General features: G+C 69.3%; 14 protein-coding genes. 8 read left to right on the top strand and 6 right to left on the bottom strand.

Features of this window, described 5'->3' with window-relative positions; all coding sequences use genetic code 11:
* Window positions 1–8 precede the first annotated feature (8 nt).
* From OX958_RS18770 to OX958_RS18760, 3 genes are all read left to right on the top strand, one after another.
* On the top strand, window positions 9–686 hold the full coding sequence (locus tag OX958_RS18770) for a YidC/Oxa1 family membrane protein insertase (RefSeq protein ID WP_270130091.1): 678 nt from the start codon (window positions 9–11) through the stop codon (window positions 684–686).
* Window positions 687–793: 107 nt separating this feature from the next.
* Window positions 794–2,302 carry a hypothetical protein gene (locus tag OX958_RS18765; protein WP_270130089.1) on the top strand — a complete coding sequence of 503 codons (1,509 nt, stop codon included), beginning with the start codon at window positions 794–796 and terminating at the stop codon, window positions 2,300–2,302.
* Between the two features lie 74 nt (window positions 2,303–2,376).
* Entirely contained in the window at window positions 2,377–3,012 is a 636-nt protein-coding gene (locus OX958_RS18760) for an SAM-dependent methyltransferase (RefSeq protein WP_270130087.1), read from the top strand.
* Window positions 3,013–3,031: 19 nt separating this feature from the next.
* Here OX958_RS18760 and OX958_RS18755 read toward each other — a convergent pair whose 3' ends face one another.
* From OX958_RS18755 to OX958_RS18740, 4 genes are all read right to left on the bottom strand, one after another.
* Entirely contained in the window at window positions 3,032–4,528 is a 1,497-nt protein-coding gene (locus OX958_RS18755) for a sensor histidine kinase (RefSeq protein ID WP_270130085.1), read from the bottom strand.
* Complete coding sequence (locus tag OX958_RS18750; protein ID WP_270130083.1) at window positions 4,528–5,229, bottom strand: response regulator transcription factor; 702 nt, start codon at window positions 5,227–5,229, stop codon at window positions 4,528–4,530. The genes OX958_RS18755 and OX958_RS18750 overlap by 1 nt, the downstream gene beginning before the upstream one ends.
* Window positions 5,230–5,293: 64 nt before the next feature.
* Window positions 5,294–5,842, bottom strand: coding sequence for a hypothetical protein (locus OX958_RS18745; RefSeq protein ID WP_270130081.1), 549 nt, complete (start codon window positions 5,840–5,842; stop codon window positions 5,294–5,296).
* Between the two features lie 114 nt (window positions 5,843–5,956).
* The gene (locus OX958_RS18740; RefSeq protein WP_270130079.1) at window positions 5,957–6,442 is read right to left on the bottom strand and encodes a DUF456 domain-containing protein; all 486 of its coding nucleotides are present in this window, start codon (window positions 6,440–6,442) and stop codon (window positions 5,957–5,959) included.
* A gap of 41 nt (window positions 6,443–6,483) precedes the next feature.
* On the opposite strand from OX958_RS18740, the gene OX958_RS18735 reads away from it, so the two are divergent.
* Window positions 6,484–8,466 (top strand): amylo-alpha-1,6-glucosidase, encoded by a 1,983-nt coding sequence (locus OX958_RS18735; RefSeq protein WP_270130077.1) that lies wholly within the window; start codon window positions 6,484–6,486, stop codon window positions 8,464–8,466.
* On the opposite strand, the gene OX958_RS18730 is transcribed toward OX958_RS18735, so the two are convergent.
* The gene (locus OX958_RS18730) at window positions 8,463–9,092 is read right to left on the bottom strand and encodes a LysE family translocator (RefSeq protein ID WP_270130075.1); all 630 of its coding nucleotides are present in this window, start codon (window positions 9,090–9,092) and stop codon (window positions 8,463–8,465) included. The two genes, OX958_RS18735 and OX958_RS18730, sit on opposite strands and share 4 nt — an antisense overlap.
* Before the next feature lie 98 nt (window positions 9,093–9,190).
* Here OX958_RS18730 and yczR point away from each other — a divergent pair, with 98 nt between their 5' ends.
* Window positions 9,191–10,669, top strand: coding sequence for an aminotransferase-like domain-containing protein (gene yczR / locus OX958_RS18725; protein WP_270130073.1), 1,479 nt, complete (start codon window positions 9,191–9,193; stop codon window positions 10,667–10,669).
* A gap of 91 nt (window positions 10,670–10,760) precedes the next feature.
* Here yczR and OX958_RS18720 read toward each other — a convergent pair whose 3' ends face one another.
* The gene (locus OX958_RS18720; RefSeq protein WP_270130071.1) at window positions 10,761–11,009 is read right to left on the bottom strand and encodes a DUF7455 domain-containing protein; all 249 of its coding nucleotides are present in this window, start codon (window positions 11,007–11,009) and stop codon (window positions 10,761–10,763) included.
* Between the two features lie 456 nt (window positions 11,010–11,465).
* Between OX958_RS18720 and OX958_RS18715 the strand changes: the two genes are divergently transcribed.
* From OX958_RS18715 to OX958_RS18705, 3 genes are read left to right on the top strand one after another with little or no spacing between them, the layout of a single operon-like run.
* Complete coding sequence (locus OX958_RS18715; protein WP_270130069.1) at window positions 11,466–13,550, top strand: DNA gyrase/topoisomerase IV subunit B; 2,085 nt, start codon at window positions 11,466–11,468, stop codon at window positions 13,548–13,550.
* Window positions 13,547–14,209 (top strand): HAD family hydrolase, encoded by a 663-nt coding sequence (locus tag OX958_RS18710; protein ID WP_270130068.1) that lies wholly within the window; start codon window positions 13,547–13,549, stop codon window positions 14,207–14,209. The genes OX958_RS18715 and OX958_RS18710 overlap by 4 nt, the downstream gene beginning before the upstream one ends.
* A gap of 40 nt (window positions 14,210–14,249) precedes the next feature.
* Window positions 14,250–14,708 (top strand): VOC family protein, encoded by a 459-nt coding sequence (locus OX958_RS18705; RefSeq protein WP_270130066.1) that lies wholly within the window; start codon window positions 14,250–14,252, stop codon window positions 14,706–14,708.

The raw sequence follows: 14,708 nt of genomic DNA, 5'->3' as shown, positions 1-14,708 counted from the left end.
GTTTCGCCATGCCTGCTTTTCTCGACGCGCCCGTCCATGCCGCCTATCAACTCGTGCACGGGATCGCCACCGCGATCGAACCCTTCACCGGCCTGTACGCCGCGGCCGTGGCGATCGTGCTCTGCACACTCGCCGTCCGCCTCCTGCTGCTCCCGCTCAGCCTCGCCGCGATCCGCGGTGAGAAGTCCCGGGCGGCGCTGCTGCCGGAGATCCGCAGGATCAGCGAGCGGCACGGCAAGGATCCCGAGCGGGTCCAGCGTGAGGTGGCCAAGCTGCAGTCGGACTCCGGTACGACGTTGCTGGCCGGCTGCCTGCCGATGTTCGCGCAGTTGCCGTTCTTCTGGGTGCTCTACACCCTCTTCAGCACCGCCGTCGTCGCCGGCCAGTCGAACCAGTTGCTGGCCGGAACCATCTTCGGCGCACCGCTGGGGATCCACTGGCCGATGTTCGCCTCGACCCCGGCGTACCTGGGTCTCGCATTGCTGCTGGCGGTCGTCGCCTTCCTCTCGTCCCGCCGCCAGCTCCGCCTGCTCGACGAGACCGCCTCCCCGACGGCCCGCCGGCTCGCTCGCTTCCTGCCGTTCGGCACGCTGGTCACCGCGGCCTTCATCCCACTCGCGGCCGGCCTCTACCTGCTGACAACGACAGCCTGGACGCTGGCGGAGCGCACCGTCCTGATGCGCTGACCGGCTACTTCGGGCGCCTGGCTTCGCCCCTCGGCCCTGTTCGGCTGACCCGCGACGACCAGGGCCAGGGAGTAGTTGGCCGAGGCAAGCGGCGGTACTTTGCTGTGGTGGACGAGGACATCATCGAGGTGCTGCTCGCGCTGGCCAGGGACGAACTGGCTGCCGACCTGGACCACTACCGGCGAGGCGCTTTCACCACCGCGCTCTACGACCTGCTGCCGTACTCCGGCAGTGTCCGGCCAGGCTGGATCGAGGAGCTCCGGGTCGCTTTCCCGCAGTTCCTCGAGGTCCTTCGGCAGACCGGGCGCGGTGCGCTGGCCGATCAGCTCACCGAGGAGGCCGGGGTCGCGTTCAACGATCCCCGGCTGGGCCGCGTCGATCCGGTCAGCTGGTGCCTGCAGCGTCGGGTGCTGGTTGCTCTTGGCAACGAAGACGGGTGGGAAGCGCGCTGGGAAGCGCTCTCTTGGGCCGAGCAGAACGCCCTCGCCGGGCCGGTCGAACGCCGGGTCACGTTGCCGTTGCAGCCGCTGCCCGGCTCGCCCGCCCCGGTCACGGAGATGCCTGGCCGGCTGGAGACCGATGCGGCGGCTTCGGAGCTCCTCGGCGACTTGGCCGAGTTCGCCCAGCGGGTCTACGAGCAGGAGGCTGAGGAGACCGAGCACGAGTTGTGGCGCATCGCCGTACTGGCCGGCTGGATCTGCCCGAGTCCCGTCGGTCCGCAGTACGGGCCGGCGATGCATGCGTGGGATCCCGCTGACGGCGAGGTGCTCCGCGAACGGCCGGTGACCGCCTGGCTGGAGACCTACCGGGTGTTCCTGACCGACTGGCCCGAACTGATCGACGTTCTGCTCGTGGCCTTCCGGGACGGCGGTTGTGCCGCGCCGGACAGCCCCGGTACGGCGCTCCTTGGCCGGCTGGGGGCGGTCGAGCTCAAGGAAGGCCGGTTGGTGCTGACGCCGCTCGGCGTCCGGGGACTGTTCACCCGTGGGCGCTGGGCGGATCCGCAGTACTGGTTGCTCGAGCCGGGGGAGTGGTGGCTGAACCTGGGGCCGGACGATCTGATCGCGTTCGTCACGGCCGCGTCGAAGCTGTGTCTGGTCGATCAGGCGTGGGCGGTGCAGCGCTGGTTCGAGAAGGCGGATCCGCTGCAGTTCGCCTACCAGTTGGTGGGCATCGGCAAACAGGTTCACGGCGCCGCGCTGAACACGGTCTTCGGGTACCTGCTGCGACTCGAACTGGAGGCGGCGCCGGCGGTGGAGGAGTGGCTGGTCGTCGAGGAGCTGTCCGGGCTGGGCTGGATGTGGTTCGACGCGATCGGGGCGCCGCAGGCCGGTATCCCGACCGAGCACGCGCGGTTCGTGGCGACCGGTGAGCTGGTCCGGTCGCTCGACGACTTCAGCGCCCTGCTCGACCGGTACGCCGAGTGCCCGCCGGACCCGCCGTTGCCCGGCAGCACGATCGACGAACTCATGTTCAGCCTGCCGCTGCGGATCGGGACCGAACGGGTCAACGAACTGGTGCAGCGGATCCTGAACCCCGACCTCGCCGAGCAGCCCGGCGATCGCGCGGAACTCGACCGGATCATCGACGAGACCCGGCGGTGGTATCTGGCCTGAACGGCCCGACCGGCCGCTTTGCCGGAACAGCAACGAAGTTTGTCGGTCCGGCCCCGCGGGCGGATGCTGGTCCCATGACTGCCGATGACAGGTCCGCCGAAGAGTACTGGAACGACCGCTACCGCGAGAACTCGCGCATCTGGAGCGGAGAACCGAATGTCGCGCTGGTCGCCGAGGTGTCCGGCCTGGAGCCCGGTACCGCGCTCGATCTCGGCAGCGGCGAGGGTGGCGACGCGATCTGGCTGGCGAAGCAGGGCTGGCGGGTGACCGCCGTCGACGTCTCCCAGGTAGCGCTCTCCCGGGCCGCTGCGCACGCCGAGGAGGCAGGGGTCACCGACCGGATCGAGTGGCAGCAGCACGAGCTCGGCAAGACCTTCCCGGACGGAACCTTCGATCTCGTGTCGGCACAGTTCCTGCACTCGACGGTCGACCTGCCCCGGGAGGCGATCCTGCGCTCGGCGGCCGAGGCGGTCGCTCCCGGCGGGGTCCTGCTGATCGAAGGCCACCTGGACTGGCCGGACGCGGCCAAGCACGGCGACCATCCCGACGTCCACTTCCCGACTCCCGACGAGGTGATCTCCGACCTCGATCTGAACGACGGCCGCTGGGAGGTCCTGGTCGGCCGCGCTCACGAGCGCGAGCAGGTCATCGACGGCAAGGTGCTGACGCGTCGCGACTGCACGGTCAAGGCCCGCAGGAAGACCGGCTGACCCCAGCCGCTGCCGCGAACTACTGCGAGTCGGCGATGGGGAGGTGGACGGTGAAGGTCGCGCCGTGGGGGACGGTGTCGGTGACCGTCACCTTCCCGCCGTGGGCCGCGACCAGGGCCGCGACGATCGACAGACCGAGACCGGAGCCGCCGGTGGCTCGGGTGCGGGCCGAGTCAGCCCGGTAGAAGCGTTCGAACACACGAGCCTTCTGTTCGTCGTTCAGGCCTGGCCCGGTGTCCGCCACCTCGAGGATCGCCTCGCCCGCGCGCGTGCCGACGGAGATCGTGATGGGGGCATCGACCGGTGTGTGGTGCAGGGCGTTGCTGACCAGGTTTCCGAGCACCTGCCGCAGCCGGGCTTCGTCGCCGCTCACCACCGGAGCACCGGAAGCCGGAAGGATCTGCAGCTTCACCTGCCGACCGGGCTGCACCGCCTGGACGTCGTGCACCGAATCGCCCGCCAGCGTCAGCAGATCCACCGGCTGGTGCTGCAGTGGCCGTTGCTGGTCGAGCCGCGCGAGCAGCAGCAGATCGTCGACCAGCAGGCCCATCCGCTTGGCCTCGTCCTCGATCCGCTTCATCGTCGCGGGATCGGCCGCCGCCCCCTGCTGCCGGGTCAGCTCCGCGAACCCGCGAATGGAGGTCAGCGGCGTGCGGAGTTCGTGGCTGGCGTCGGCGACGAACCGCCGCATCCGCTCCTCCGACTGCCGCGCGTTCTCCTCGGACCGCCGGGCGGCGTCCTCGGACCGGCGCGCCGCGAACTCCGAAGCGGTCCGCTGCGCGAACGCGCCCTCGATCTGCCCGAGCATCTGGTTCAGCGCCAGCGACAGCCGCCCGACCTCGGTCCGCGGATCGCGTTGAGGCACCCGCCGGCTCAGGTCACCACCGGCGATCGCCACGGCGGTGTGCTCGACGTCCTCCAGTCCGCGCAGGCTTCGCCGTACGACGTACGTGCCGACGCCGGCGAGCAGCACCAGGAGGATCAGGCCGGCAGCCACCTGCACCCCGACCAGGCGTCCGAGAGTCTGATCCATGTCGGCAAGACTCTGCGCCACCATCAAGTAGCCGCGGCCGGTGGCCAGTGGGACGGCGATGACCCGAAAGGTCTCTTGGCCGGAGACCGCCGGCACGTTGAACCCTTTGGTGCCTCGGCCCTCGACCTGGGCCAGCGTCAGCGATGGCAGAACCGGCTGTGCCGCCGACTGATTGAGCGGCTGCCGGATCGGTTCTTCCAGCCGCGCGCCGGTCGCGTCGAAGCGCTGGACCACGAAGACACTGGGAAGTCTCGGCCCCCTGCCCGCGTCCGGTGCTCCCGGCCAGGGAGTGTTCTTCGGCCCGGTGAGCGCCTTGGCGGTGTCCTGGAGTTGGCTGTCCACCCGGTCCGTCAGGTACCCGCGCATGATGGTGGTGGCGGTGAAGCCGGAAGCGAGCAGGGCGGCGGTCACCAGGGTCAGCAGGACCACCACGATGGTGATCCGCAGCGGGTACCGCTCGGTGAGGCGGCGGTGGCCGTTCATCAGTTCGGGCCTCGGGGGGTGCGCAGGACGTAGCCGACGCCGCGGACGGTGTGGAGCAGTTTCTGGTCGCCGGTGTCGACCTTGCGGCGCAGGTACGACATGTACGACTCGACCACGCCGGCGTCGCCCGCGAAGTCGTAGTTCCAGACGGCCGACAGGATCTGGCCCTTGGACATCACCCGCTCCGCGTTCTCCAGCAGGCAGCGCAGCAGCTTGAACTCGGTCAGCGAGAGCTGCACCGCCGTACCGGCCTTGAAGACCTCGTAGCTGTCCTCGTTCAGCTCCAGGTCCGCGTAGCGCAGTACGGCGGCCTCGGTGCTGGTCTGCTCCCGATGACCCGACCGGCGCAGCAACGCGCGCACCCGCGCCACCAGTTCGTCCAGGCTGAACGGCTTGGTCACGTAGTCGTCGCCGCCGGTCTGCAGGCCGAGCACCTTGTCCTCGACCGCGTCCCGCGCGGTGAGGAACAGCACCGGTACGTGCCGGTCCTCACCGCGCAGCCGGCGAACCACCTCGAACCCGTCCAGCCCGGGCATCATCACGTCGAGCACCACCAGGTCGGGCTCCACCTCCCGCGCCTTGCGCAGCGCCTCGGCACCGTGCGTCGCCGTGGTCACGTCGTACCCGGCGAAGCGCAGACTCGCGGACAGCAGTTCGACGATGTTGGGTTCGTCGTCGACGACCAGCAGGTGCGGGCTCATGGGTCCAGTCTTACGCCCGCGCCCTGCCGATCCCTGGGAGATTGCTGGCAATCCCCTGTGAGTGTCAGCGCGGACCGAAGCCGAACTTCTGCCGGGCCGCCTCGCGCTGGGTTCCGTCGCTGACCCTGGTGGCGGTCGCCTTGCCGTCGGCGACGACCGCCGACACCACGACCTTGTTGCCGGTCTTGATGCTGCCGATCCCATCGCGTGTGGCGTTCACCAGGGTGTCCGCCGTGACCACGTACTCCTTGCTGTAACCGTCGGCGCTCTTCACCGTGATCGCGTCCTTGCCGACCGCGGTGACCTCGCCGTTCTGGGTCGCGACGGTCTGGTACCCGCCGCCTTCCTTCTCGACGGTGAACTCGCCGTGCAACGCCCGGCCGAGCCCGAACTCACCGTGCCGTCCCGGTCCGCCGGGGCCACCAGGACCCTTCGGCTTGGCCGGTTCGGTCGCGTTGGGTGCCGACGGCGAGGCGGTCGGGTTCGGAGTGGGGGTCGGATCGGCGCTGGTGGTCGCCCAGGCGACTCCGCCGGCCGCGGTGGTGACCACGACGGCCGCAACGGTGCCGGCTAGCCGCCAGCCTCTGTCGGTGAGCTTCTGGTTCGACGCCATAGCTGTAGTGCCTCCCGGTACTGCGTACCAAGCAGGTCACCTGGTACTGGTCGTCCCACCCTCCACAGCGGACCTGAGACGAGCCTGCGCCGACCCTGGCAAAACCCTGGCAAGTCAGACCAGGAAGAGCACCGCGACCAGCCAGACGCCCGCCGCCAGCGTCGTACCGATCAGCTCGATCAGGATCGACAGGCCGGTGACCCGGAGCGCGTGCTTGGTGGAGACCCAGGCCTGGTCGTGCGCGCCCAGGCGCTGCCGCTCCGACAGGTACACGCCGAGCGGGAAGCCGACGAACAGGCCGACCACCGGGATCACGAAGAAGCCGACGATACCGAGCACGACCCCGATGAACATCGATCGTCGCGGTACGCCGGACTCGCGCAGCCGGCGCTCGGGCACGATGTACTTCACCACCTGGCTGGCCCCGATCAGCACCACGGCAGCGGCCAGCACGGTCCAGCCGGTGGCGGTCTGCAGTTCGATCGCCCAGAACAGGATCGCGGCCAGGCTGAGGATCGCGCCGGGCAGCACCGGCACGACGATGCCGAGGATGCCGACGAAGATCGCCACGCCGACGAGGAGAGTCGCAACGGTGTTCACGCGGCCACTCTGCCGCAAACGGGCGGTCTTAGGGTGGATCCATGCCTGACCTTCACGATCTCGTCACCACGCTGGCCGCGCCCTGGGTGGTCCTGTCACCACGATCGGGGCAGCTGACCGGCGCCGGAGCCGAAGGCGTCTACGCCCGCGACCGGCGCATCCTGTCCCGGCTGGAGGTCACCGTCGACGGCAGGCAGCCCAAGCCGGTCCAGCTGGACGAGCCGGCCACCAGCACCACCCGGTACGTCGCTGTGCTCGACGCGCTCGGCGACGACGGTCACGATCCGACGGTGTGGCTGAAGCGCACTCGCCAGATGGACGGCGACGGGGTGACCGAACGCATCACCCTCGTGAACCGCTCTCACGGGACGGTCGACTGTGAACTCGCCCTTGCCCTGGGCACCGATCTCGCCGGTACGGCGGCTGTTCGCAGCGAAGCCGCCATGGATCTTCCGATGATCGAGCCGACTTCCGATGGCGATGCGCTGCACTGGGAAGACAGCTCCGGGACGCGCGTGAGCGTTTCTTTCGAACCGGCTCCAGACCTCAACCACAGCTGGAGGTTGAGGATCGAGTCGGGGCAGGAGGCAACCGTCACGCTCAGGTTGAGCGCGACCTTCGCCCCTGCGGACGGGTTCAGCATCGAGCCACCTCGCGCCAGGCCGGTCTACGACGGCTTCCAGATCGACTGTGACGACCGGCGGGTCGGTCGCTGGGTCCGCCGATCCTTGGACGACCTGGCCGGGCTCCAATTGGCGGCCGACGGGGGAGAGCGCTATCTCGGTGCCGGACCGCCTTGGTACCTGACGCTCTTCGGCCGCGACTCGCTGATCTCGGCCGGCATGCTGATCCCGATCGACCCGGAGCTCGCGGCGGGCACTCTGCGCGCGCTCGCGGCGTACCAAGGCACGAAGGTCGATCCTGGTTCGGCCGAGCAGCCGGGAAAGATCCCGCACGAACTACGGGCGGAGGTCGCTGATCACGGTGGCGGGCTGGTGCTGCCCGCGGCGTACTACGGGACGCACGACGCGACCCAGCTCTGGATCACCACGCTGCACAAGGCCTGGCGATGGGGGATGCCGGCCGACGAAGTACGGACTTTGCTGCCGAACCTGCAGAGAGCGCTCACCTGGATCCGGGACTTCGCCGATCCCGACGGCGACGGCTTCCTCGAGTACGTCGACGAGTCCGGTCACGGCCTGGCCAACCAGGGCTGGAAGGACTCGCGGGACTCCGTCCAATGGCTCGACGGCACCCTCGCCACCGCCCCGATCGCCTTGTGCGAAGTGCAGGGCTACGCGTACGCCGCCGCGATCGCCGGGGCCGACCTGCTCGACGCGTTCGCACTGGCCGGTGGTGACGCCTGGCGTGAGTGGGCAGCCGGCCTCAGAGAGCGCTTTCGCGCCAGCTTCTGGGTGGACGGCTATCCCGCCATTGCCCTCGACGGCGCCAAGCGACCGGTCGCCGGCCCCGCCTCGAACATGGGCCATTTGCTCGGCACCGGCCTTCTGGACGAGTCCGAGGAGGCAGCAGTCGCCCGGCAGCTCGCCGGACCCGACCTGGACAGCGGCTTCGGCCTGAGAACGTTGTCGAAGGCAATGACCCGGTTCAACCCGCTCGGCTACCACACCGGCAGCGTCTGGCCGCACGACACGGCGATGACCGTCCAAGGCCTGTACGCCGCCGGTCACGCCGCGACCGCGACGTCGTACGTGCGTGGACTCGTCGATGCCGCCGAGGTTTTCGGCTACCGCCTCCCCGAGTTGTACGGCGGTGCCGGGTCCGAAGAGGAGAGCCGGCCGACGCCCTACCCGCTGTCCTGCCGACCGCAGGCCTGGGCGGCAGCATCCGCGATCGCTGTCGTGATCGCCGCTCTGGGGATCGAGCCCGACGTCCCGGCGGGCACCCTGTCGATCTCTCCTGCCGAAGATTTCGCCTGGCGACGGATCGAGCTCCACGGCATCCGGATCGGCGACCACGAGCTCACGGTCGCGTTCGCGGACGGTGTCCTGACCGTGCGCTAGGCGAGCACGCTGAGCGCGGCGACCGCCGCGATGGTCAGGTAGATACCGGCCACGACGTACCTGCCCAGCCCCCGACGCCGCCCGGCGGTCCTGAACCGCCGGGCCAGCGCGTCGGCCCCTAGCGCGTAGGTGAGGTCGAGCAGCAGCCCGATCACGAGAACCGCGAGGCCGAGCAGCAGCATCTCGTTGCGCACCTGGCCGGTGCCCGCGCCGCGGGTGGTGAACTGGGGGAGGAAGGCCAGGAAGAAGAGCGCCGCCTTCGGGTTCAGCAGATTGACCAGCACCCCCTCGCGGAAGATCCGTCCCAGCGAGGTCACCTGAACCGCGCCGATCCCGGCAGCGTCACCGGAGCGAAGACTGCGGATCCCGAGCACCGCGAGGTACGCCGCGCCGGCGAGCGAGATGGCGGTGAAGACCACCGGCGAGGCCTGGACCACGGCCGCCAGGCCGAGGGCGGTGAGCAGGATGTAGACGATCGATCCGGTCTCGATGGCGAACGCGGACACGACTCCCGCGCGACGGCCCTGGGTGAGGCTGCGTAGCGAGATGTAGATGTTGTTGGGCCCCGGCATCCCGACCAGCACCACTGTCGCCCCGACGAACCCGAGCGCCTGCCCGATCCCCATTCCGCACTCTCCTCACTGTCCGGCAGTACCGCAATTGGACTGCCTGCGATTAGCCTGACGGGGATGGAAGCAGTCCACCCGAGCCAATCGAGGGAGAAGTGGACCGTTCTGGTGATCCGGCTGCTTTGGCCGCCGTGATCGGACATCGACTGACCAATGGCTCCGGTGGCCTCTACCGGCGGCTGGCCGACGTCATCGCCGCGTTGATCGGCTCCTCGGAGCTCCCCGTCGGCGCCCGCCTGCCGGCCGAGCGGCCGCTCGCCGACGCGCTGGCCGTCAGCCGATCGACCGTCGTCGCGGCGTACGACGAACTGCGCGCTCGCGGCCTGGTCGAGAGTCGCAGAGGCAGCGGTACGACGGTCGCTCCGGCTGCCGCCAAGGGCCGCTCGGGCGCTGACAAGCGAATGCCCACCGGGTACGGCGAATCGCTGTTCCACCGCATCACGCACGGCCCGAGCGACGTGATCGCCATGACGTACGCCGTCGACCCCGGTATCCCGGAACTCGCGGCCGAGGTGGAAGAGCTGGCCCGGACCGAACTGCCGTTGCTGCTGCAAGGTGTCGGCTATCACCCGCGAGGACTCGAGGTCCTGCGGGAACGGATCGCGGAGCACTTCGCGGAGTCTGGTCTGCCCACCACTCCGGACGAGATCGTGGTGACCAGCGGAGCCCATCAGGCGATCGCGCTGGTGACGCAGATGTACCTGCGTACCGGTGCGGCGGTGGCGATCGAGCAGCCGAGCTGGCCGGGCTGCTTCGACCTCTTCGGCGCGGCCGGCGGGCGCGTGGTCGGCGTACCGCTGGATGATGCGGGCGTTCGCCCGGATCTGCTCGCCGCCGCCCTGCGGGAACATCAGCCGGCGATGCTGTTCGTGATGCCGACCTTCCACAATCCGACCGGCCGGCTGATGTCGGCAGCGCGCCGCAGGCAGGTCGCCGAGCTGGCAGCCAGACACGGTGTCGTGGTCGTGGAGGACAACGCGTACTCCGCCTGGGACCCGGCCGGTCCGGCGATACCGGCGCCGCTGGCCGCGTATGCGCCCGAGGACGCCGAGGTACTCACCATCGGTTCGGTCTCCAAGGCGGTCTGGGGCGGCCTGCGGATCGGCTGGATCCGGGCTCCCAGACCGCTGGCCGAGCGGCTCGCGCGGCACAAGGCGCTCGCCGATCTCGGCAGTCCGGTGATCGACCAGGCCCTGACCGCGCGTTTGCTGCCGCGTTTGGCCGAGCTCACCGCGGCCCGCGCGGAAATGGCGACCGGCAGAAAACACCTGATGGGTCAGTTGCTGACAAAACGCCTACCGGAATGGCGCTGGGAAGAACCCGCCGGCGGTTCTGCATTGTGGATCCAGTTACCGGACACCGATGCCCGGATTTTCGCTCAGGTCGCGCTGCGGCACGGGGTCGAGGTGGTGGCCGGCCGGGCGATGGATCCGACCGGGAACCACGACGACCACCTGCGGGTGCCGTTCAGCTATCCGGCCGAGGTGATGTCGGTCGCGGTGGACCGGCTGGCGTCGGCGTGGCGCGAACTGCGGCGGCACGGGCCGGCGGACGCCGTACCGGTGATCGTCTGAGCCCGGACAGAAGGATGGCGGCCACCCTCCCGGGTGACCGCCATCGAAGATTCAGTAGGGGAGGCGCCCTCGCCGGCGCCGCGAGGCCGGGTTACCGGTCGCCCTCCGCAGGGACCGACTCGGCGGGCTTGTCTTCCAGCCTGCCCGTCTCGTCGTGGATGGTGATCGCGATGTTGCGCAGCTTGTCCGCGTGCTCCCGTCCGTGGTGGGCGCAGAAAAGTAGCTCCCCACCGCTGGTCAGGGTCACCCGAACGTAGGCCTGCGCACCGCAGCGGTCACAACGGTCCGCAGCCGACAGGGTCGAACTCGGGGCGAGTGCTGTAGTCACTTGAGGCCTCATCTCATCTAGTTCCGTACTCACCAGATAGCAACATCCTGACATGCGGATCACTTCCCGGTAGGGGCAGCGTGTCCAAATGTGAGACGAACCACCTGTTCCCTTATGACGCATATTGACGGGGAATCGTTTCGGATTCGGGCGATCTGCTGTTTCTGCCGGTGCCGGGCGTGTCTTCTTTCACTGTGCGCTACTTCTCCGTCACTGCGTGCACATGTTCGGAGTGTCGTAGAACACGGTGATCGAGTCCGGATCGATATCTGCTGGAACACCTTTCGTGGTCAACCGTAGCTGGTTTTCGATCTGTACCCAGCGCCGCGGGCCGATACACCAGCTCCACCGCGGCGGGCGTCACCGGGTGGCGTGGGCGGAAATTGGGGGTGCGGCTGCGTAGGCTGTCCGCGTACGGCGGTTCCGGCCGCCGCACGTGGTCTGTTTGTGAACCAGAGAAGGAGCCCAGTGGCCGCCCCGACACCCCGCAGTACCGAGCTCGACCCAACGTACAACGCCCGCAACCTGCTGGTCCTGGAAGGACTGGAGGCGGTCCGCAAGCGGCCGGGCATGTACATCGGCTCGACCGACAGTCGCGGTCTGATGCACTGCCTGTGGGAGATCATCGACAACGCCGTCGACGAGGCGCTGGCCGGTCACGGCGAGCGGATCGACATCGTGCTGCACAACGACGGTTCGGTCGAGGTCCGCGACCAGGCGCGCGGCATCCCGGTCGACATCGAGCCGAAGACCAAGCTCAGCGGCGTCGAGGTGGTCTTCACGAAGCTGCACGCCGGCGGCAAGTTCGGCGGCGGCTCGTACAACGCCTCCGGTGGTCTGCACGGTGTCGGCGCCTCGGTCGTGAACGCGCTGTCCGCGCGGCTCGACGTCGAGGTCGACCGCGGTGGCGTGACCTGGACCACGTCGTTCCGCCGGGGAGTGGCCGGCGAGTTCGCCACCGAGGGCGCGACCGCGGAGTTCACCCCGGCCGTCGGCCTGCGCAAGGCGGGTCGCGCCAAGAAGGGCGTCACCGGCACCCGGATCCGCTACTGGGCCGACCGCCAGATCTTCACCAAGGACGCGGCCTTCAACTACGACGAACTGGTCACCCGGGCACGGCAGACGTCGTTCCTGGTGCCCGGCCTCGAGTTGGTGGTGCGCGACGAGCGCACCGACGAGCCGACCGAGGAGTCGTTCAAGCACGAGGGCGGGATCAGCGAGTTCTGCGAGTTCCTCGCCACCGACCAGCCGGTCACCGAGGTGATCCGGCTGTCCGGTACCGGTCACTTCACCGAGACCGTGCCGATGCTCGACGATGCCGGTCATATGACCCCGACCGACGTCGAGCGCGACCTCGAGGTCGACATCGCGGTCCGCTGGGGCGACGGCTACGAGACCGAGCTGCGCTCGTTCGTGAACATCGTGTCGACGCCCAAGGGCGGCACCCACGTGGCCGGGTTCGAGCGCGCCCTGCCGAAGGTGTTCACCAGCGCGCTGACCGGCACCCGGCTGCTGAAGAGCGGCGAGGAGCTGATCAAGGACGACGTGCTCGAGGGCATGACGTCGGTGGTCACGGTCCGGCTGGCCGAGCCACAGTTCGACGGCCAGACCAAGGAGGTGCTCGGTACGCCGGCCGCCTCGCGGATCGTCGCGAAGGTGGTGCAGACCGAGCTGGAGGCGTTCCTCGGCTCCACCAAGGGCACCGCGAAGGCCCAGGCCCGCGCGGTGATGGAGAAGGTCGTCGCGGCCTCCCGCACCCGGGTGGCCGCCCGTCAGCACCGTGAGCTGCAGCGCCGCAAGACCGCGCTGGAGTCGTCGGCACTGCCGGCCAAGCTGGCCGACTGCCGCAGCAACGACGTGGACCGCTCCGAGCTGTTCATCGTCGAGGGTGACTCCGCGCTCGGTACCGCCAAGGTGGCCCGAAACTCGGAGTTCCAGGCGCTGCTGCCGATCCGCGGCAAGATCCTGAACGTGCAGAAGGCGTCCGTCGCCGACATGCTGAAGAACGCCGAGTGCGCCTCGATCATCCAGGTGGTCGGCGCCGGGTCGGGCCGCACCTTCGACCTGGAGCAGGTCCGCTACGGCAAGATCATCTTCATGGCCGACGCCGACTCCGACGGCGCGCACATCCGCTGCCTGCTGGCGACGCTGTTCTTCCGCTACATGCGCCCGCTGGTCGACGCGGGCCGGGTCTACACCGCCGTTCCGCCCCTGCACCGCTTCGAGCTGACCAACCCGAAGAAGGGGCAGGACAAGTACATCTACACCTACTCCGACGCGGAGTACCAGCGGAAGTCGGCGGAGCTGATGAAGAAGGGCGTGAAGTGGAAGGAGCCCCCGCAGCGCTACAAGGGTCTCGGTGAGATGGACGCGGACCAGCTGGCGGAGACCACCGTCGACCCGCGCCACCGGACGCTGCGCCGGATGACCGTCGACGACGGCGAAGCGGCGGCCGGCGTCTTCGACCTGCTGATGGGCAACGACGTCGCGCCCCGCAAGGAGTTCATCGTGCAGGGCGCCTACGAACTGGACGAGAACCGCATCGACGCATGACCCCGGACCTGCCGCGGCTGGCCTGTTTCGACCTCGACAACACGTTGATCGACCGGAACCGGGCCTTCCGCGGCTGGGCCGAGTGGTGGTCCCGGCGCGAAGGGCTCGGGGCCGAGGCGGTCGAGTGGCTGCTGGCGCACGACGAGGGCGGGTTCCGGCCGCGGCCCGAGTTGTTCGCGGGCTTGAGCGAACACTTCGCGCTCACGGCCGAGGTGCCGGCGCTGGTCGAGGCCTACGACCGCGAGCATCCGGCCTTCACCTCGGTGGAGCGACCGGTGGTGGCCGGACTGGTCTCCCTGCGGACAGCGGGATGGCGGGTCGCGGTGGTCACCAACGGTGGCGTCCGGCAGCAGTCGCTCAAGCTGGAGCGGACCGGGATCGGCGCGGTCGTCGACTACTGCTGTATCTCCGAGGCGGTCGGCGTTCGCAAGCCCGATCCGCGGATCTTCGGGATCGCGGCGGCCCGGACCGGCGCGACGTTGCTCGGCGGGTGGATGGTGGGCGACCATCCGGCGTACGACATCGCCGGCGGGATCGCTGCCGGGTTGTCGACCGTGCTGGTCGGCAACGAGCACCCGGCTGCAGCCACGCCCGACCGCGCCCCGACCCACCACTTCGCCTCGGTGCTGCAGGCCTTCCCGGTCATCCTGGCCGGCTGAACCGTAGCCTTCGCGGGCCTGCTGATACAGGATGTCCGCCATGACCTACCTTGCTCCGCACGGGCGCGTGCTGACGCCCTATCTGTGCTGCCGTGACGCCGCCAAGGCGATCGAGTGGTACGGCGAGATCTTCGGCGCGCGACCGACCGAGACCCCTTTCGTGGGCGCCGACGGACGGATCGGCCACGCCGAGCTGGAGATCGACGGCGCGGCGTTCATGCTGTCGGACGCCTATCCCGAGGTAGGCGTCGCGTCACCTGCTCCGGACGGACTCCCGACGTACGCGATGAACCTCTACGTGCCGGACGTGGACGCGACCGTCAACGCCGCGGAGAAGGCCGGCGCGACGATCGAGAAGCCGCTGGCCGACACCTTCTACGGCGCCCGGGCCGCGACCTTCCGCGATCCGTTCGGCGTCCGCTGGTCGGTCGCGACCCACCTGCGCGATGTCGGCGAAGCGGCCCTGGACGCTGCCAAAGCCGGCTTCGCCGACAAGTAG

Origin of the sequence: Kribbella sp. CA-293567, assembly GCF_027627575.1 — a bacterium.
Classification (GTDB): domain Bacteria; phylum Actinomycetota; class Actinomycetes; order Propionibacteriales; family Kribbellaceae; genus Kribbella.
The sequence above is the reverse complement of the archived record's forward strand: the minus strand, read 5'-3'. Positions and strand labels throughout refer to the sequence as shown.

Coding starts and splice junctions, on each gene's coding strand:
- OX958_RS18770 (WP_270130091.1), top strand. CDS start 9: ATGCCTGCTTTTCTCGACGCGCCCGTCCATGCCGCCTATCAACTCGTG.
- OX958_RS18760 (WP_270130087.1), top strand. CDS start 2,377: ATGACTGCCGATGACAGGTCCGCCGAAGAGTACTGGAACGACCGCTAC.
- OX958_RS18755 (WP_270130085.1), bottom strand. CDS start 4,528: ATGAACGGCCACCGCCGCCTCACCGAGCGGTACCCGCTGCGGATCACC.
- OX958_RS18750 (WP_270130083.1), bottom strand. CDS start 5,229: ATGAGCCCGCACCTGCTGGTCGTCGACGACGAACCCAACATCGTCGAA.
- OX958_RS18745 (WP_270130081.1), bottom strand. CDS start 5,842: ATGGCGTCGAACCAGAAGCTCACCGACAGAGGCTGGCGGCTAGCCGGC.
- OX958_RS18735 (WP_270130077.1), top strand. CDS start 6,484: ATGCCTGACCTTCACGATCTCGTCACCACGCTGGCCGCGCCCTGGGTG.
- OX958_RS18730 (WP_270130075.1), bottom strand. CDS start 9,092: ATGGGGATCGGGCAGGCGCTCGGGTTCGTCGGGGCGACAGTGGTGCTG.
- OX958_RS18720 (WP_270130071.1), bottom strand. CDS start 11,009: ATGAGGCCTCAAGTGACTACAGCACTCGCCCCGAGTTCGACCCTGTCG.
- OX958_RS18710 (WP_270130068.1), top strand. CDS start 13,547: ATGACCCCGGACCTGCCGCGGCTGGCCTGTTTCGACCTCGACAACACG.
- OX958_RS18705 (WP_270130066.1), top strand. CDS start 14,250: ATGACCTACCTTGCTCCGCACGGGCGCGTGCTGACGCCCTATCTGTGC.